Here is a 17,721-nt window from a genome sequence, read left to right as displayed (position 1 = left end):
ACAGATGGATCCCGCGCTGTGGGAGGAGATCGCGGAGGGACCCGCCGACGAGGAGATCGACGTGGTGCTGCGCCTGCGCCACCCCGATGAGACGCCGGCAGGGGTGCGGGTGGTGGCCCGGTTCGGTGATGTGGTCACTGGCCGGGTCCGGCGGGGCGACGCCCTGGGCGTGCATGCGCTCGACGAGGTGACCAGCCTCAAGGCGGCCGTGCCGATCACACCCGCCGACGCCGAGCCGGGCGGCACGGGCACCGGGGATGACCTCCCCGGTCCCACCGACGTCCGCGGCCCGTCGGCCGACCCGGCGACCGGGCGCACCACCGTGATCGGTGTACTGGACTGGCACTTCGACCTGGTCCATCCGGCGCTGCGCCACCCGGACGGCCGGTCCCGGGTACGGGCTTTCTGGCACCAGGGCGCCCGCGGGGGCCCGGGGCGGACCCCGCAGCCTTACGGCTATGGCCGGGTGCTCCGCCGTGAGGAGATCGACGCCGCGCTGCGCACCGCTGATCCGTACCGGGAATTGGGAAATCCGCCGTGGCAGAGCCCGGAGGCGGCGCGGGGCAGCCACGGCACCCACGTCACGAGCATCGCGGCCGGCACGCACTACTTGGGGATCTCGGGAGTGGCCCCCGGCGCCGATCTGGTACTGGTCCATCTGTCCGAGCGGTCGCCCAGACAGCGGGTCGACCTCGGAACCTCGGCCTCCCTGCTGGAGGGGCTGCATTTCGTTGACGCCGAGGCCGGGGACGATCCGTGCTCGATCAATCTCAGCGTCGGCCGTCAGGGCGGGCATCACCGTGGCATCAGCCTGGTCGAACAGGCGCTCGACCAACTGGTGACCAGGCGCGCCGGGCGCTTCTGCTGTCAGAGCGCGGGCAACTACTACCGTCGCCGGGCACACGCCTCAGCCGAACTGGCTCCCGGTGGCCACCACGAGCTGACATGGCAGGTCGAACCGCGCGATCCCACCGCGAACGAGCTCGAGGCCTGGTATGCCGGCGGCGACCGGATCCGCGTGGTGGTCCGCTCTCCCGACGGTGAGGAGACGGCGGTGCCGCTCGGCGAGCGGGCCGAGACGCCGCATTGCCGCCTCTATCACCGGCGGGCCGACTCCACGACCGGCCTGAACCACTTCCAGATCTTCATGGGCCCGAAGGCGCCCGGCGGCGACTGGCGGATCACGCTCATCGGCGAGGACGTCACCGACGGCCGGGTCGATCTCTGGGTCGAGCGGGACGACCCTCGTCACCAGAGTTTCTTCGCCGAGCCGGACGTGGTCGCCACGGCCACGCTGGGCAGCATCGCCTGCGGCTTCCACACGGTTGCGGTGGGGGCTGTCGACGGGCACACCGACGGGCGGCCGGTCGCACCCTTCAGCAGCAGCGGGCCTACCGCGGACGGCCGGCGCCGGCCCAACCTCACGGCCACGGGCGTCGACGTCCTCGCGGCCCGATCGGCGCCCGGTCCCGACGGACCGCACGGCCTGACCCGCAAGTCCGGCACCAGCATGGCCGCGCCCCACGTCACCGGCGCGATCGCGTGCCTCTACGAGGCCGCCGGCCGGCCCCTCGACGTGGCCGAGGCCCGCCGGCTGCTGATCACCACCCTGGCGCCGTCGACCGACGGCGCCGGCGACCCGTACCGGACCGGTAACGGCTGCCTCGACCTCGACCGGCTACTCGCCGCAGCCCGGGCCGGCGCACCGCGGCGGACCGCACCGAAAGAGGCGATGATCATGCTCTATTCCCCTCGGGACTCCCGCCGGCTGCTCGCCGGGCCCATCTCTTCGGAGGCTACCGGCGCGACGGAACTCTGGATGCCGACGGCCGAGCGCCTGCCCCACCCCAAGAGCGCCGGCCTCTCCTACGTGGGCGGCGTGCCCTGGCGATTCGTGTTCCACACCATCGAGGGCCGCCCCTCGGCCGCGGACTTCCGGGCCATGGCGGCACGCCATGAGAACCCGCCGCATCTGTGGGCGATGCCCTCGGCCGACCTGTTGCTCCAGGTCATCCCGCTCGATCGGGCCGCGTACGCGCTGGCCCATCCCAAAGGCACGGTGGAGACCAACCGGATGCGGGCGATCCAGGTGGAATGCTGGGGCTACGCGCGCGACATGGACGGCGTCTCCGTCGACGTTCTCGACTGGCTCGCCGACCGGGTGCTCGGCCCGGTCTCCCGGCTGCTGCCGATCAATCTCCGCAATGTCCTGCCGACGCTGGGCGAGCAGGCGTACGGCGTCAAGTCGGCGACCCGGCTGAAGGACGTCGCCTGGCGCGACTTCGACGGTGTCTGTGGTCACCAGCACGTGCCAGGGAACCAGCATTGGGATCCGGGTCCTCTCGACCTGACCGCGATCGCCGCCCGCGCGGCGGGGAAAGCCGCGCCGGTGCTGGAATCCGTGGCGGAGTCCGTGGCCGAGGCCGAGGTGGACACGGAGATCCATCCCGCGGCGGAGGCCACTCGGGCCGGCAAGGCCACTCTGGAGTGGGTGGATCTGACGCTGACGCCCGGCCACAGCGGTAAGGACCACCTCTATTACCTGACTTCGGGGCCAACCGGCGGGGGCGACTGCAAGTTCCGGATCCGTGTGACCAACCCGTTCGACCGCTTCGTCGAGCTCCACGACGCCGCGTTCGACTTGCGGCTACGGGTCGACATGGGCAACGGGCAAAGCCTCGACGTGCCGCTCGATGGTCAGGAGAAGGGCCGGGTCTACAAACGGGTCCGCACCCAAGACGTGCCCCCGGACACCTCGTACGTCCAAGAATTCGCGTTGCGGCGGGCGACGCTGCTGTCCGCGTACAACCCGGATCACCCACGCTGTTCCCTCGACGCGATCTACCGCTGGCGCCAGGGCCTCTCCGGCGACGAGTTCGTCACCCAGCGGTCCCTCTCGTTCTACCTGGTCAATCCGATTGAGATGATGGTGGGGCAGCGTCACAACCACCGGTCGGTCATCCTCGACGATTCGGAGCATCGGAGGCTGATCTTCGCCAACAGCACCGGTGTCCCGCAGGATTACAAAATCTCCGTCAGCGAAAGCAACACCCGGACCGTGGGCGGCGAGACGGTCGTCGGTGTCAACACCACTGTCACTCGGGGCACCGACGTCACCCATGAGGAGAAGCAGGAATGGGAGGCCTCCGGCGGCCTCAAGATCGGCGACATGTTCAACGTGGGTATGAAGTTCGGTGGCTCGTCCAGCACCAGCGTCAAGTGGAGTCAGAGCGTCGCCGAGAGCCTGACCTTCACCGCGTCGCGGAGCCGGACGTTCAGCACGCTGCACACTCTCGGCACGGATCGGAGCGGGACGATCCCGCCACTGCGCGGCGGCACCCGTAAGGCATACCTGTGTCCGGTCGTCGGCATCTGGGACGTCCCTGTGGTGCTCTTTCACCGGCCCAATGACTGGGGCCAGGCGACCCGGCGCACCGTCGGACGGACCGTGCCGGTCGCCTGGAACGAGGGCCTGTCCGTCTCGTTCGACCCGCCGAGCTAAAGCAGCCCGCGCTCCCGGGCCTCGGCGGCCGCCCTGCCCCGGGAGCTCACCTCGAGCTTGGCCAGCACCGCCGAGACATGATGGCCGACGGTCTTGGCGGAAACGGTAAGGCGGGCCGCTATGTCGGCGTTGCTCAGGCCCTCGGCGAGCAGAGCCAGGACCTCGTATTGGCGTGCGGTCAGGCCGGCCTCGGACGGGCGGCGGGGGCCGCGCGGGACCGGGAGGCCGCGTTCGCGCAGGTCGGCGCGGAGCACGCGGGCGCGGGCGGCCGCGCCCAGACGGTCGAAGGTCCGCAAGGCCTCGGTCACCGCGGCCTCGTCACCGTGGGCGAGGGCTTCCGCTCGGGCGTACGGACAGTCACGCTCCTGCCAGTACGCCGCGGCGCCGCGCCAGTCGCCCGCGATGAGCAGCCGGAACGGTGTGGCCGCGGCCACGGTCTCCTGAGAACCGCAGCGCCACAGCCAGAACGCCAGCTCACCGATGAACCACTGCTGGCCGAACCGCTCGGCCACGGCCAGGCCCTTCTTGGCCTCGATGGCGGCCCGCTCGTACGAGCCGGCCAGCCAGTGCGCCTCGGCCAGGGCGATCGCGGCCGGGCACAGGAACTGCGCCTCCCCCGTCGGATAGCCGTGGTCGGCCGCCGTCTGGGCGTCGTCGAGCGCGCCGGGCTCACCGCGCCGCGCCTTGACCACCGCCCGGACGACCATCGCCGGCACCACCGCGCCGCCGGGCTGGGGCGGCCCGTCCAGGGCCTGCTCGGCGTCGCGCAGGGCGCTGTCCCAGTCGCCCCGGGCCAGACGGAGCCGGGCGCGGTGACCGAGCAGGTGGCGGACGTAGCCGTCGAGGTCGCGCGAGACCAGGAACGGGATGATCCGCTCCAGGGTCTCCTCGGCGATCGTCAGCTCGTAGCCGTCGACGGCGAAGCTGGCCAGGTTGACCAGCGCCCGCCCCGCGTGGTCGTCCAGGCCGGCGGCCAGGGCCAGCTCGTGCGCGCGCCGCAGCTCGGCGATGCCCGCGAGGTCGCCGGACAGGGTCCGGGCCGAGCCGATGTTGACCAGCGCGTGCACCTCGGTGTCGAGGTCACCGAGGCGCCGGGCCAGCTCGGTGGCGCGCACGCCCCAGCCGATCGCGCGCTCGACCTCGTGGCGGAGCATGAACAACTGCGAGAGATTGCTGTACGCCGCGGCGAGCTCCCGCCCCGGCGGCTGTGCCTCGAGAACCTCGACGGCCCGGAAGCCGGCGTCCCGCGCCTCCTCCGGCCGTCCGAGCCACCAGCTCAGACGGGAGATCCAGCGCAGGTTCTCCCCCACGCGCACCTCGTCGCCGAGCCCGGTCCGCAGGGCCAGCGCCTCGCGCCGGGCGTCGAGCGCCTCGGGGGTGAGCCCACCGTGATAGGCCGCCACCGAGTATTCCTCCAGCAGCGCCGCCCGGTCGTGATCGCCGGTAGTGCCCGCGAGCGGCAACGCCTGCAGATAGTGGGCGGCCGCCTGCCGGTAGGCGCCCAGCGAGGCGGCCCGCCGCGCGGCGATCGGGGCCCAGCGCAGCACGGCGGCCGTGTCGCCCGCGTGGTGGGCGTGGTGGACCATGCGGGCCGGCTCGACGCTGGCCCGTCCCGCGTGCCCGGCCAGGATCTCGGCGTGCAGGGCGGCCCGGCGTACCGGGGAAAGCGACTCCTCCACCGCCTGCCGCAGCAGCTCGTGCCGAAAGGCCACGCCCTGTCCCCGGGCCGTGAGGACGCCTCGGTCGAGGCATTCCTCGACCGCGGTCAGCCGGTCGACGACGAAGCCCGCCTGCGACGGCACCACGGACACCAGGTGGGCCACCTCGCGCGCCTCCGGCGACAGGGTGGCGACGCGGGACAGGACCAGATCTCGTACGGTCGGCGGCACCCCGTCCGCGGGAGCGGCCAGGACCTCGGTCACGAGCAGCGGATTGCCGCCCGTCACGTCGTACACCTCCGAAGCCTGTCGTCCCGCCCGCCGCGCCAGCTCACCGACCGCGGCCGGGGTGAGCGGCGGCAGGCTGACCCGCCGGACCAGGCCCGGCGGCAGTCCGGCCAGGACGGCCCGCAACCGGTGGCCGGTGCCGATCTCCTCTTCCCGGTACGTGATCAGCAGCAGCGCCCGGCAGAGGGCGAGCCGCCGGCCCAGGAACACGACCATGTCGAGCGTCGCCTCGTCGGCCCAGTGCAGATCTTCCAGGACCACGACCGGCCGGGCCGCCTGCGGCGGGCGGTCGAGCGCCTCGAGCAGCAGGTCGAACACCTCGGCCCGGGCGCCCGCGGTGATCCGTTCGCGCAGGGCGCCGCCGAGGCGGCGGGCGATGTCGTGCAGGGGACCGAGAGCGCGCGGGGTGAGCAGCGGGTCGCACGCGCCCCACAGGGTCTGCGCCCGCGGCCCGGCGGCCTCGGCGAACGCGGCGGCCAGGGTGGATTTGCCGGCCCCGGCCTCGCCGCTGACCACGGCGACGCGCCCACCGGCGGCGGACTCCGCGAGCAGGCGGTCCAGCGCGGCGAGCTCGCCCGAGCGCTCGAGCAGGTCCGTCACGGCCTCAGGCTAGGCGTGACCCGGCGCCGGGCCTAGCGCTTATATGACAGGTGTGGTGTGCCGGTCGACCGTGTTCAGGCCGAAGACGTCCTCGACCAGATCGAGGGCCTTGATCCAGGGGAAGTCGGCCTTGTTGCCGGGCACCCAGCCGTCGACCGGGCCGAAGAGCACGCGCACGCCCTCGGCGCGCAGCTCGTCGAGGGAGCGGCGGAAGGGGCGGCGGGCGGCCAGCGCCTCGTTGACCGCCGGCACCACGACGGTCGGGACGCCGCGGCCGATCACGTCGGCGACCGAGCTCAGCGCGTACGTGTCGGCTATGCCCAGGGCGAGTTTGTTGATGGTGTTGAAGGTCGCGGGGGCCACGATCAGCGCGTCAGCCGGCGGCGAGATCCTGGTGCCGTCGGGCGCGAACTTGTACGTGGTGCGCACCGGTTTGCCGCTGACCCGGGCGACCTGGGCCGGTTCGATGAACTCGAGCGCGTTCTGTGTCGCCGTGACGTCGACCGACCAGCCACGCCCCATCGCCGTCTCGATCAGGCCGAGCACACCCGCGGCCGCCGATCCGCCGCAAACCACCACCCGTAAGTCACCCATAGCTTACGATTCTGTCGGATGATCGGGTTCCTCGGGCTTTTTATCGGCTTTCGTGTTGTAGGACCGGTACGCGAGCCAGAGCGCCCCGACCGCGGCCACCGCGGCGGCCACACTGGACAGTTGGTCGGCCAGGCTCGTGCCGAGCGCCGCCACGAAGACGACGACGGTGAGCACCACCAGCAGCACCAGCAACGCGGTGCGCCACCAGCTCGGCGGTGACAGGCCGGGGACCCTCTTGCGGATCAGGTGGATGCCGGTCTCGATCAGGACGATGGCGGCGGTCACCACGATGCAGATCTGCCACGCCTCGATGCCGTTCATCGCAGCTTCCCCTGGATGTCGGTGATGAACTGCTGGGTGAGCTGCTCGCCGTCGTACAGGAATCTGTGCATGTGCCCGGCGAACGTCTCGGCGAACGCCGCGTAGTTGTGGTGCATCGGCCGCGGCCGCGACGACTCCACCCCGTTCCGGATGACCTTCAGGTGCGGCATCGTCTCGGTCACGACCGGGTCGATGTACGCGTCGAGGCCGGTGGGCGCGAAGCCGTACTTGGCCAGCAGCAGCTGGGCGTGGGCGTCGGTGAGGAAGTGGATGGCCTCCACGGCCTCGTCCTGGTGGTCGCTGTCGGCCGAGACGGCCAGGCTCTGCCCGCCGATGATGCCGATCGGCAGGCGGCCCAGGCGGATCTCGTCGGTGGTCGGTTTGGTGCGCTCGGCGCGATCGATGGCCGGGTAGTAGACCGGCCAGTTGCGCATGTAGCGCAGGCCGCTGCGCTGGTAGGTGCGGTTGGTGTCGTCCTCGCCGGCCTCGGCGCCGACCCGGCGGCCCCGGATGGCGGCGGCCAGCGGGCCGAGCGCCGAACGCCACTGGCCGAGGCTGAACGACAGCTGCCCGGTCTCGTCGAGGATGGCCTCGTCCTGCGACAGCGCGTGCTCGAGCACGTTCACCAGGAACGCCTCGTCGGTCTGGGAGCCGACGGTGTCGAGCTGGCCGACGAAGCTGCGCGAGCTGGACGACATGACCTGGGCCAGCGTGGGGTCGGGACCGGCCTCGGCCTTGTCGGCGACCCGCCGGTAGAGCACGCCGACGTCGGTGTTGAACGGCACGGCCCAGAAGTCGTCGGTGTCCGGGCGGGCGCTCAGCCGCCGCACCGGCGCCAGCAGCGAGATGTCGTTGCGCGGGGTGATCGGCACGATCCGCTTCTCGTCCGCGAACTTGGGGATGTGGATGACGTCGAGGTTGAAGATGTCGGCCCGGCTGGAGATGAACTTCTCGTACTGGTCCCGGGTCGAGCTGTTGATCTCAACCGTCTCGATCTTGATGTACGGGTTGAGGTCGTTCCACATCTGCACCAGCAGCCGCCGCCCGCCCGTGGCGTCGGAGCCGGTGACCAGCGTGAGCTTGACCTCCTCACGACGGGTCAAAAGGTAGCTGGCCGAGGCCGACACCATGCCGGCCGTGAGCGCCCCGGCCAGGAACGACCGTCGTGAGTAGAGCTCCGTCATCCGCGCCTCCGTTCGCGCCTACCGACGGTACTCGATGAATGTCGATCTCGTGATCCCAGTCACTACCGGGCGCGCCCGAACCACCGCTTCACCCGGTCCGCCCCGAACGCCGTCTTGTCGGCCCGCAGCAGTTCCGACGCGTCGTCGTAGCGGCCGACCGGCCGCTCGCCGGCCCGGAAGGTCACCTGCACCTTGGCGATCCGATCGCCGCCGAACTCGATGTAACAGACGCCGGTGCCGTCGTACGTCTTCTCCCGGCTCAGGATCTGCTCGGCCACCACCGCCGCCTGTCCCTCGGCGAACACCCCCGCCTTCGGGGTGCCGACACTGGTCACGTCGCCCACGGCGTACACACCGGGGAATTTCGTCTCCAGGGTCCGAGGATCGACCGGGATCCAGCCGTCGGCGCACATCCCGGAATCACGCACGACGTCCGGCACCCGGTGCCGGGGCACACCGAGGAACAGGTCGAACGGCATCTCCCGCCCGTCGGCCAGCACGGCCCGCCCCGGCAGGATCTCGCGCACGAGACTCTCCGGATGCCAGGCGATCCCCCGCTCGGCGAACGCGGCCAGCAGCGCCTTCGACGCGTCGGGCGACGGCGGGATGGGCGCGCCGAGCGGCATGACCAGAGCGATCTCCGACCGCTCGCGAAGCCCGCGCGCGCTCAGGTAGTCGTGCAGCATCAGCACGGTCTCGCTCGGCGCCGGCGGGCACTTGAACGGCGTGGAGGTCACCCCCACGATCACCCGCCCGCCCTCGAAGCCCTCGAGCACGCCACGCGCCGCGAACGCGCCCTCGACGGTGTAGAACTCGTGCCCGTTCTCCACCAGCCCCGGCGTCGCGGCCGGCTCGAGGTCGGCGCCGAGCGCGACGACGAGCACGTCCCCCTCGAACGGCCCGGCGCCGGTCTCCACCCGCTTGCGCTCCGGGTCGATCGACCGGATCGTCGTGCGCACGAACCGCACCCCCGGCTTGACGACGTCGTCGTACGAATGCCGCACCGCCTCCCCGGCGGCCCGGCCGAACATGACGTCGAGCTTGGAGAAGCCGAAGACGAACCCCTCACCCTTGTCGATCAGCGTGACGTCGGCCCGGTCCCCCAGCTCCTCCGACAGCCGCGCCGACAACTCCAGACCGCCGAAGCCGGCTCCCAGAACGAGGACTCTCATGACATCTCCTAAGCGGGCTGCGGAACGATCCGGATGTACGGCTTGGGGGCCTTCCACTCGCCGAAGACCTCGGCGGCCTGCGCGTCGCTGACCGAGCCGGCGATCACGACGTCGTCGCCGACGCGCCAGTTCACCGGCGTCGCGACCTTGTGCTTCGCAGTCAACTGCAGGGAGTCGATCACCCGCAGGATCTCGTCGAAGTTGCGGCCCGTGGTCATCGGGTACAGCAGGATCAGCTTGACCTTCTTGTCCGGCCCGATCACGTACACGCCGCGGACGGCCTGGTTGTCGGCGGCCGTGCGGTCGGCCGGATCGCCGCTGACGTCAGCCCCGAGCATCCCGTACGCCTGGGAGACCTTGAAATCGGCGTCGCCGATCATCGGATAGTTGGGCGCCGCGCCCTGCGTCTCCTCGATGTCGGCCGCCCACTGGGCGTGCTTGCCGACCGGGTCCACCGAGAGCGCCATGATCTTGACGCGGCGGCGGTCGAACTCCGGCTTAATCCGGGCCATGTAGCCGAGCTCGGTCGTGCAGATCGGGGTGAAGTCTTTCGGGTGCGAGAAGAGCACGGCCCACGAGTCGCCGATCCACTCGTGGAAGCGGATCGGGCCGTCAGTGGTCTCGGCCGTGAAGTCGGGGGCGACGTCACCGATGGTCAGGCTCATTGTTTCCCTCTCGCCGTTCAGTCTGTCCGTCCGGTCTGTTCGTCCGGCGAGAAGGACGTTAGGGGCGCGGCGTTCCCTCTCCGTTCCCTCGCGCTCCAGAAGACATGGCCGGCCCGGTCGTAGCCGTCGGCGGCCCTCTCGCGCCGCGCCGGGTCGGCGGTGGCGTGGGCCGCGGCGGAGTCGGCCATGGCGAGCCACGCCGCGCTGGTGAAGGAGCCGGCGAACTGCTCGGCCGCCTCGGCCAGGCCGCGCGCGCTTTCGAGATCTCCGACCATGGCGTACGCCTGTGCGCCGACCGGGTTGAGCAGCGCGCTGCACGTGGGGCAGGCACCGAAGCGGGCGGCCTTGGCCCGGGTCGCGCGCACCTCGCGGATGACCAGCTCGGGCTCGCCGCGCTCCATGGCCGCGAAGGCGGCGGTGGCGTGCAGGCGGGCCCACGCGTGGCGGGCCATCGGGGTCACCGTGGCGATGGCCGTGGCCCGCTTCAGGCTCTGCTCGGCGGCCCGCCGGTCACCGACGCTGGCGGCCAGTTCGGCCCGGCGGAGCCAGGGCAGGGCCACGGTCCGGCTGCCCAGCGGCTCGTACAGCTCGCAGCTGCGCTCGAGGCAGGCGGCGGCCTCGTCCCACTCGGCCCTCAGCAGGAACGACTCACCCAACAGACACCAGGCAAAAGCTTGCGCGGGTACGGCCGACACGCGCTCCGCGAGCGCGAGAGTCTCACGGGCGTAGTCGCCGACGTCGGCCGCGAAGTCGTCGCCGTAGAGCTGGTACTGACTGAGGCAGTGGTTGAAGTCGCAGAACCGGGCCACCCGGATGTTCGCGGCCAGCCGCTTGATCTGGTCCTGAAGGCCGGGACGCCAGTCGCCCCGCATGTGGGAGACGAGCGCCAGGGTCTCCAGCGCGGCGGTCACGTCGTCGGGATCGGCCGCCGCGTCATGGGCCTCCCGGGCGAAGCGCTGGGCCTCGTCCAGGTCACCCCGTTCCAGCGCGATGGACGCTCTCAGTCCCGGGCTCTCCGCGTCCGCCAGCGCCCGTTCGGCCTCGTCCGGCCGATGCTGGAGCAGCCAGGCGGCCGCGGTTTTGGCCGGATTCCCCGACAGCTCGTACGCCTTGACCGCGCCGGCGCCGTCCCCGGACTGCATGCGGAGATCGCCGACGCGCTCCCACAGGCCCGCGTCCAGGGCCGGCTCCCGCGCCTGGGCCGCGCGGATCTCCTCGTACAACCGCTGGGTCTGTGGTGAAGGCCCGATGCCCAGCTCCTCGCCGAGCAGGGCGCGGAGAGTCTCGTACTGCCGTCCGGCCTCGTCGCGCCGGCCGGCCAGGGCGTACAGCCGCATCAGCCAGGCGTGATCCTCCTCGGCGAGCGGCTCGGCCGTGACCCGTCGCCGCACCGCGCGCAGGGCGCCGTTGAGGTCACCGCCGGCCTCGAGCAGGCTCGCGTGCTCCGCGAGCAGGGCCAGCCAATCGGACCGGAGCTCGTCGCGCGGGCCGCTCGCCCAGTCCTCGTACAGGTCCTCCGGGAGCAGCCCGTCCCGGTAGATCCCGATCGCCGCCTCGTACGCCGCCGGGTCGCGGTCCCGGCGCGCGGCGGCCGACAACGCCCAATAGTCATTTACGTCGATTTCCGCGCCCTCGGGAAGGCAAAGCAGATCACCCGCGGAAATGATGGCGACATTCCGCCGCGCCGAATGCAGCGCCTTCCGCAAATTGGCGCCGGCCGCCGGCGGATCCAGATCGGGCCAGAGCGCATCGGTCACCCGCTCCCGGCGCAGCCGGGCGCCGTAAGCCAGCGCCAGCATCTTGACCAGGGCGGACGGCGCCCGCCGGGACCAGGTTTCCGGAGTAATCGCCCGCCCGCCGACAACAACCCGGAAACCACCGAAAAGGTCGATCCGCAAATCCGCGATCACGAAGAGAATGGTGCCACACGAGTCTCATAGGCCTCCCTGGCCGACCCGCACACTTCGGAGAGGATTCGCGCCTAGGCTGGTGGCATGCACGCGGTCGTCGACGTGGGAAGCCAGTTGAACCCGGACATCAGCTGGCCGGAAGGCGCGGCCCTGTCCATGTTCGCCGGCGAGCCCGTCCAGCTGATGCTCTTCCTGAGCCATCCGCACGAACTCGAGATCCAGGCCGTCTCGACGCCGCCGACCCAGTTCGCGTGGGTCGACGGCGAACAGGCGGGCCTGCTGCTCTACCGCCTGGGGCCACTGCTGACGTGGTCGTTCACGGCGTACAGCCCACACCTGTTCGACCCGGCCGACGGGCTGCCGGGCGTCGACGCCGACCCGCTGGTGCAGATCGTGCTGGTCGACTGCGACACGAACATCGTCAAGGCCCTGCACACGGTCCGCTGGCCCGACGATTTCGCCGCCGCCGTCCGCGCCTCGGTCGTGAAGATGCGCGAGACCCCGTTCCACCAGATCGCGTACGACCACGCCCTGGCCGCCCTGCACCGCAAGTACCCCACACCGGAAGACCTGATCGTCGACCGGGCCGAGGCCAGCTGCACAGCCACCCCGGTGACCAACGGCGAGTGAAGCCGTCGGTCACCCGGCTGCCTGCTCCCCTTGTTCCCGCTGACGGCGGCGCAGCACTCGGAGCTGGTGACGGGCATATTCGTCGCCCGCGGTCGCCCGCCTGTCCATGAGGGTGATCGCCTCGTCGAAGCGCCCCTGCTCACTCAGCAGGCGCACCAGTTCGCGGGCCGCCCAGCCGTCGCCACTGTCGGCCGGGCGGCGCAGCACGGCGACGGCCTCGTCGAGGTTCCCGCGGTCGCGCAGCAGACCGACCAGTTGGTCACGGGCGTACGTGTCTCCGGCCGCCGCCAGGCGCCTCAGCTCGTCCACGCTGCCGCGTGCCCGTAGAAGCTCGAGCATCCAGCGGAACCCGTAGATCCCGAGGCGTTCGTCGTGACGCAACAGCTCGACGGCGGCGTCCACGTCACCCCGGTCCTGGAGCAGCTGCACCAGTTGCTCCAGCGCGAAGGCCCCACCCCTGTCCGACAACCGGCGGAGCTCGGCTCGTTCCCCTCCTTCCGGAGCGACACCAAGAGCCGCTTCTGCGGGCCGTAATCCTCCTCGTGCGAGCGATACTCGACCGGGGTGTCCGCAGTCGGAGTCGGAGCAGTTGGAGCAGTCGGCGCTGTCGGCGCTGTCGGCGCGGTTGAGACTCGCGGTTGCGTCTCAGGCGGCCGCGACAGGTCAGCGAGCCGTCGCCGCGCATCGCCGTCCCCGATGCCGGCCCTGCGCACGAAGATCTCTTTCGCGGCCGCGACGTCGCCCAGGCTGAGGAGAAGGTCCGCCAGCTGGCGCTCGGCGAAGTCGTCCCCGGTCGCCGTGAGCTTCCGGAGCGTGCCGATCGCCTCATCCGCCTCGCCGCGGTCGCAAAGCAGGCTCACCAGCTGCCGCCGGGCGTATCCGTCGCCTCCGTCGGTCATGCGCCGCAGCTCGCCGACGTTGCCCTGCTCGCGGAGCAGGTCGGCCACGCGGTGCCGCGTCCACTGCGCGCCGGCGCCGAGCCGGACCAGCACGTCGACCGCCTCCTCGTACAGGCCGTTCTCGCGCAGCAGCTGGACGGTCTGCTCGCTCACCTCGAGCGCGCCGGACCGGGCGCGGCGGCGCCAGAGGTCGACCTGGGCGGTCCGCAGCAGATGGTCCTGGATGTTGGCGTGGCGGAACTGCCACGCGGACCCGTTGACACGCAGCGTCGCCCTGTCCGGATGGGTGCCGTCGGTCAGGAAGGCGACGAGGCGTACGGGAAGCGCCGCGGGTGACCGTCCGGTCCGTACGGCGAACAAGAGCTGGCAGATCCGAAAGCGCAACCACGCATGCTCGGTCCCGGCCAGGGCGGTCAGCCCGAACGTCGCCGCGCCGGCGATGGCCCAGAAGAGGGAACCGGCCGAGGACCCCAGGCCGGCCAGGCCGAACGCGGCCGCCGCGATCACCGCCATCCGCAGCGCCAGCGCGGCGGCGGAGAGATGGTTCGCCCGGAGCGTGCCACGAGGGCCGTCCGGCGAGCGGCCTCCCGGCACGGGTGCGGTCAGCGACAGGGCCGCGCAGACCAGACCGGCGACCACTCCACGCCAGGGACCGCCGGCGATCGAGCCGATCAGCATGCCACCGGCCAGCCCGTAGACGGCATGTTCGGCATGCCGTCGCCGGCCGGGCACAGCCGGCTGGAACTCGTGCGCGAACACCCGGCTCAACCGCCCGCCGGCACACGCGGCGAGGAGCCCGCCGGCGAGCAGACCCATCAGAATCGCCCAGCCCCAGTCCCAGGGCCACCAGAAGTGAGCGAGAAAGGAACCCGCGACCACGGCCGCGCTCGCGCCGGCGTAGAGCGAACGGCTCCGCAGTCGCTGGGGCCGGACCGCCAGATCGGTCCAGCGCATCCGCCACCAGCACAGATCGCGGGTGTCGCCGAGATAGCCGAGATAGGCGAGGGTGCTCAGCCAGCGCGCCGCCCGCCGGTCCTGTCCTCGGTAGACGATGTCGACGTAGCCGTCGATCAGCCGCTGTTCGATCTCCAGGCGGGTGGTGAGCCTGAGGAGGACACTCGGGTCGCCCAGCCGGAAGGTGTCCTTGGCCAGGCCCGCCATCAGGGGCGAGGCCAGCGTCGCGGCCAGGACGCCGGTGGGTCGCGCCCGCATCCGGGCGAAGACGGGGGCCCACAGATGTTCGCGTGACTCCGACGGGTCGGCCAGGAACTCGGTGACCTCGCCCACCTCCAGCGGCTCCATCTTGACCACGGCTGCCCGCGCGAGGGCCCCGGCCTGGGACTCGGCCCACAGATATTCCCGGAGCCGGCAGGTCAGGACGACCGGGCGGTCGGCGGCGGCGAATTCCTCCACCCGTTCCAGGGCCCGCGTGTACAGGGCGGCGTCGATCTCGTCCAGTCCATCGAGCACCGGCATGACCCACCACCGGCCGGAGGCACGCGGATCGTGGGCGAGCTGCCGGGCGGCGTCCCGGTCGGCGCCGAAATCCTCGGCGATGCGGCGCGCCACGAAGTCGGCCACCGATTCGGTGACCGGATTCCAGGAGGCGACACCGAGCAGGACGGGGACGGGTTCCTCGCCGGGCCGGTTGTCGAGAAGCTGGTCGACCAGCATCATCGTCAGCACCGTCTTGCCGGCGCCACGCTCGCCGATGACGACCAGCTGGCGCCAGGGCAGGTCGCGGAGGACCGAGGCGATCTGCCCGACGTGGCCGGTCAGCGGCGACGCCTGCCAGGACTGTTCCGGCTCGCCGGTCACCGCCGGGCGGGTCGCGCCGGCGCCCCCGACGGTGCGGAAGCGGACCCGCAACGGCATCGGCCGGTGCAGCCGGGCGCGCAGGGAGCTCGCGCGGGTCTGGGCCAGCATGCGGACGGCGAGCCGGTCGGCCAGCTCCGCCAGGCCGGCATGCGAGTCTCCGCGCGACCACAGAAGGCCGACGAGGGTGGGCGCGAACGCCCCGGCAACGGCCGCGATCGCCGCCGTCACGACGGTCAGGCCGACCTTGTGGTCGGCGATCGAGGCCCAGGAGGCGGCAGCGGCCAGTCCGGCCACGATCAGACCGGAAAACAGGCCCCGCCGCAGTCGACCGGACACGCCGACACGATACTGCGGCCCGGGCCGGCCCGGGAGTCACTCTCCCGGGCCGTCCACCTGCGGGGTCAGCGCGCGAGGGCGAGGCCCTGCTTGTCAGAGAACTTGCCGACGGCGATCATGATGAAGTCGATCAGGGTCCAGATGCCGAAGCCGCCGACGGTGATCAGCATGAGGATGCCCGTGCCGATCTTACCGACGTAGAAGCGGTGGACGCCGAGCGTGCCGAGGAAGAAGCAGAGCAGCAGCGTGACGATCCAGGACTTGGAGCCCGTGGCCGCGGCGGTCTGAGTGGCGGTCATATCGCTATGTCTCCTCTGTGGAGGGTATGCATCAAAATCGATGCACGATAGCGGATGCGCAGGCAACTATCATCACCAGGGTGGATATCCCGGTGATCGTCGACTGCGATCCGGGTCATGACGACGCGCTGGCTCTGCTGCTGGCCGCCGGCGACCCCCGGCTCCGGCTTCTCGGTGTCACCACCGTGGCCGGCAACCAGACCCTCGAGAAGACGACGCGGAACGCGTTGCGGATCCTCGCCCTGGCCGGCGTCACCGATGTGCCGGTGGCCGCCGGCTGCGACCGGCCCCTCGTGGGCGACCTGGTCGTGGCCGACGACATCCACGGCGCCTCGGGGCTCGACGGGCCCGACCTCGACGGGCCGGTCGCCGAGGTCGAGCCGCTGCACGCGGTCGAGCTGACGCGACGGCTGATCGCCGGGTCGGCCGAGCCGGTCACCCTGATCGCCACCGGGCCGCTGACCAACGTCGCGCTGCTGCTGCGCCTGCACCCCGAGGTGGTGCCGGGCGTGCGCCGGATCGTCTTCATGGGCGGCTCCACCGAGCGGGGCAACACCACCCCGTACGGCGAATTCAATATCGTCACCGATCCCGAGGCGGCCGACATCGTGCTGCGCTCGGGCGTGCCGGTCACGATGATCGGCCTCAACGTCACCCATCAGGCCCTGGCCACCGACGAGATCATCGCCGAGTTCCGCGGGATGGGCACCCCCATCGGCGCGGTCTGCGCGGAGCTGATGACGTTCTTCGCGGGCACGTACCGCCAGGTCTTCGGCTTCGACCACCCGCCGGTGCACGATCCGATCGCGGTGGCGGCCGTCGCCGACCCCTCGATCCTCCGCACGGCCGCCGTTCCCGTCGCCGTCGAGCTGAGCGGCACGCACACCCGCGGAGCGACCGTAGTCGATCTTCATGACCGCAGCGGCCGTACGCCCAATGCCGAAGTCGCCCTGGGTCTGGAAGTTGATCTTTTCTGGCGGATGCTGATGGCGGCCGTGGCGAGATGATCAGCCCTGCTGCAGGATCCGGACGGCGTTGCCGGACGGATCGCGCAGGCCCATGTCGGTGCCGTAGAAGTGGGTGGCCGGTTCCTGGGTGAAGTCGGTGAAGCCGCGGGCCTTCAACGAGTCGTACAACCCCTGAACGTCATCGGTGTTGAGGACGAGGCCGTTGAGGGCGCCCTTGGCGAGCAGCTCACGGAGCTGCTGGGCCGTCGCCTCGTCGTGCAGCGGCGCGCCCGGCTGCTCCAGCGAGATCTCGGTACCGTCGCCGCCGGGCACGCGGACGGTCAGCCAGCGGTAGTCGCCCTGCTGGACGTCGTTGCCTTTCTCGAGCCCGAGCATGCCGACGTAGAACTCCAGCGCCTCGTCCTTGTCCCGGACGAACAGGGTCGTGACGTTCAGCTTCGTAATCATGGGTTCAGGCTAGAGAGGCCAGGCCGCCGGCGGCTTCTTCAATCGTGCTCACTTCTTCGTCGTCGTGAAGGCCGGCGTGCGGGGCGCCGGCCCCTGCAACGGCGCCGAGAACTGCGACTGGCCGCCGGCCCGCTGCATGTAGACCACCAGCATGCGGGCGACATCGCGGGCCATGCCGGGCCCGTGGTCCTCCTCGACCGGATGACGGGCGGCCAGCTCGTTGGTGACCTTCCAGTGGGTGGTGGCGCGCTTGCCGTCGAGGAGCCCGGCCGCGGCCAGGATGAACGCGCCGGTGCAGATCGACGCGACCCTCTTCTTTTCGGAGACTTGGACCGCTGTCGTCAGCGGCCGGGACCGGTGCCCGCGGACAGAGGTCGGAACCGGGCACCAGCAGCGTGTCGGCGGGCGCGTCCGGAGCACCCTCGACCGC

15 protein-coding genes are annotated in these 17,721 nt (G+C 71.4%); 3 read left to right on the top strand and 12 right to left on the bottom strand.

Annotated elements, in window-relative coordinates:
* The first annotated feature begins 4 nt into the window (after nucleotides 1-4).
* Nucleotides 5-3,502, top strand: coding sequence for a S8 family serine peptidase (locus ACFY36_RS35785; RefSeq protein WP_499750620.1), 3,498 nt, complete (start codon nucleotides 5-7; stop codon nucleotides 3,500-3,502).
* On the opposite strand, the gene ACFY36_RS35780 is transcribed toward ACFY36_RS35785, so the two are convergent.
* The 7 genes from ACFY36_RS35780 to ACFY36_RS35750 form a co-directional block, all read right to left on the bottom strand.
* Nucleotides 3,499-6,048 carry an ATP-binding protein gene (locus ACFY36_RS35780; RefSeq protein WP_499750333.1) on the bottom strand — a complete coding sequence of 850 codons (2,550 nt, stop codon included), beginning with the start codon at nucleotides 6,046-6,048 and terminating at the stop codon, nucleotides 3,499-3,501. The two genes, ACFY36_RS35785 and ACFY36_RS35780, sit on opposite strands and share 4 nt — an antisense overlap.
* Before the next feature lie 39 nt (nucleotides 6,049-6,087).
* Entirely contained in the window at nucleotides 6,088-6,642 is a 555-nt protein-coding gene (locus ACFY36_RS35775; RefSeq protein WP_499750332.1) for a flavoprotein, read from the bottom strand.
* Nucleotides 6,643-6,645: 3 nt separating this feature from the next.
* On the bottom strand, nucleotides 6,646-6,963 hold the full coding sequence (locus ACFY36_RS35770; RefSeq protein ID WP_499750331.1) for a hypothetical protein: 318 nt from the start codon (nucleotides 6,961-6,963) through the stop codon (nucleotides 6,646-6,648).
* Nucleotides 6,960-8,147 carry a type 2 periplasmic-binding domain-containing protein gene (locus ACFY36_RS35765; protein ID WP_499750330.1) on the bottom strand — a complete coding sequence of 396 codons (1,188 nt, stop codon included), beginning with the start codon at nucleotides 8,145-8,147 and terminating at the stop codon, nucleotides 6,960-6,962. The genes ACFY36_RS35770 and ACFY36_RS35765 overlap by 4 nt, the downstream gene beginning before the upstream one ends.
* Nucleotides 8,148-8,209: 62 nt before the next feature.
* Entirely contained in the window at nucleotides 8,210-9,319 is a 1,110-nt protein-coding gene (locus tag ACFY36_RS35760; protein ID WP_499750329.1) for an NAD(P)/FAD-dependent oxidoreductase, read from the bottom strand.
* A gap of 8 nt (nucleotides 9,320-9,327) precedes the next feature.
* Complete coding sequence (locus ACFY36_RS35755) at nucleotides 9,328-9,984, bottom strand: peroxiredoxin (protein ID WP_499750328.1); 657 nt, start codon at nucleotides 9,982-9,984, stop codon at nucleotides 9,328-9,330.
* A gap of 17 nt (nucleotides 9,985-10,001) precedes the next feature.
* Entirely contained in the window at nucleotides 10,002-11,894 is a 1,893-nt protein-coding gene (locus tag ACFY36_RS35750) for an AfsR/SARP family transcriptional regulator (protein ID WP_499750327.1), read from the bottom strand.
* Between the two features lie 84 nt (nucleotides 11,895-11,978).
* On the opposite strand from ACFY36_RS35750, the gene ACFY36_RS35745 reads away from it, so the two are divergent.
* A complete protein-coding gene (locus ACFY36_RS35745; RefSeq protein WP_499750326.1) occupies nucleotides 11,979-12,524 on the top strand; it encodes a hypothetical protein in 546 nt (181 codons plus the stop codon).
* 9 nt (nucleotides 12,525-12,533) lie between these two features.
* Here the strand turns inward: ACFY36_RS35745 and ACFY36_RS35740 are convergent, their stop codons facing one another.
* The 3 genes from ACFY36_RS35740 to ACFY36_RS35730 all read right to left on the bottom strand — a co-directional run bounded on the left by ACFY36_RS35740 (nucleotide 12,534) and on the right by ACFY36_RS35730 (nucleotide 15,876).
* Nucleotides 12,534-12,833: a tetratricopeptide repeat protein gene (locus tag ACFY36_RS35740; protein WP_499750325.1), complete on the bottom strand. Its 300-nt coding sequence runs from the start codon at nucleotides 12,831-12,833 to the stop codon at nucleotides 12,534-12,536.
* Nucleotides 12,821-15,577: a tetratricopeptide repeat protein gene (locus ACFY36_RS35735; RefSeq protein WP_499750324.1), complete on the bottom strand. Its 2,757-nt coding sequence runs from the start codon at nucleotides 15,575-15,577 to the stop codon at nucleotides 12,821-12,823. Before ACFY36_RS35735 ends, ACFY36_RS35740 begins: the two co-directional genes overlap by 13 nt.
* 65 nt (nucleotides 15,578-15,642) lie before the next feature.
* Nucleotides 15,643-15,876, bottom strand: a complete 234-nt coding sequence (locus tag ACFY36_RS35730; protein ID WP_499750323.1) for a TM2 domain-containing protein — start codon at nucleotides 15,874-15,876, stop codon at nucleotides 15,643-15,645.
* Nucleotides 15,877-15,956: 80 nt separating this feature from the next.
* On the opposite strand from ACFY36_RS35730, the gene ACFY36_RS35725 reads away from it, so the two are divergent.
* Nucleotides 15,957-16,883 (top strand): nucleoside hydrolase, encoded by a 927-nt coding sequence (locus ACFY36_RS35725; RefSeq protein WP_499750322.1) that lies wholly within the window; start codon nucleotides 15,957-15,959, stop codon nucleotides 16,881-16,883.
* Here ACFY36_RS35725 and ACFY36_RS35720 read toward each other — a convergent pair whose 3' ends face one another.
* Both ACFY36_RS35720 and ACFY36_RS35715 read right to left on the bottom strand, forming a co-directional pair.
* On the bottom strand, nucleotides 16,884-17,291 hold the full coding sequence (locus ACFY36_RS35720; protein WP_499750321.1) for a VOC family protein: 408 nt from the start codon (nucleotides 17,289-17,291) through the stop codon (nucleotides 16,884-16,886).
* Nucleotides 17,292-17,339: 48 nt separating this feature from the next.
* Complete coding sequence (locus tag ACFY36_RS35715) at nucleotides 17,340-17,711, bottom strand: DJ-1/PfpI family protein (protein WP_499750320.1); 372 nt, start codon at nucleotides 17,709-17,711, stop codon at nucleotides 17,340-17,342.
* Between the last annotated feature and the right edge of the window lie 10 nt (nucleotides 17,712-17,721).

Source organism: Actinoplanes sp. NPDC000266 (assembly GCF_042899005.1).
GTDB lineage: Bacteria > Actinomycetota > Actinomycetes > Mycobacteriales > Micromonosporaceae > Actinoplanes.
This window is presented reverse-complemented; position numbering and strand designations above follow the sequence as displayed.

Excerpts from the sequence above, each read along its gene's own strand:
- ACFY36_RS35765 (WP_499750330.1), bottom strand. The coding sequence starts at position 8,147 with ATGACGGAGCTCTACTCACGACGGTCGTTCCTGGCCGGGGCGCTCACG.
- ACFY36_RS35770 (WP_499750331.1), bottom strand. The coding sequence starts at position 6,963 with ATGAACGGCATCGAGGCGTGGCAGATCTGCATCGTGGTGACCGCCGCC.
- ACFY36_RS35720 (WP_499750321.1), bottom strand. The coding sequence starts at position 17,291 with ATGATTACGAAGCTGAACGTCACGACCCTGTTCGTCCGGGACAAGGAC.
- ACFY36_RS35745 (WP_499750326.1), top strand. The coding sequence starts at position 11,979 with ATGCACGCGGTCGTCGACGTGGGAAGCCAGTTGAACCCGGACATCAGC.
- ACFY36_RS35755 (WP_499750328.1), bottom strand. The coding sequence starts at position 9,984 with ATGAGCCTGACCATCGGTGACGTCGCCCCCGACTTCACGGCCGAGACC.
- ACFY36_RS35775 (WP_499750332.1), bottom strand. The coding sequence starts at position 6,642 with ATGGGTGACTTACGGGTGGTGGTTTGCGGCGGATCGGCGGCCGCGGGT.
- ACFY36_RS35760 (WP_499750329.1), bottom strand. The coding sequence starts at position 9,319 with ATGAGAGTCCTCGTTCTGGGAGCCGGCTTCGGCGGTCTGGAGTTGTCG.
- ACFY36_RS35730 (WP_499750323.1), bottom strand. The coding sequence starts at position 15,876 with ATGACCGCCACTCAGACCGCCGCGGCCACGGGCTCCAAGTCCTGGATC.
- ACFY36_RS35785 (WP_499750620.1), top strand. The coding sequence starts at position 5 with ATGGATCCCGCGCTGTGGGAGGAGATCGCGGAGGGACCCGCCGACGAG.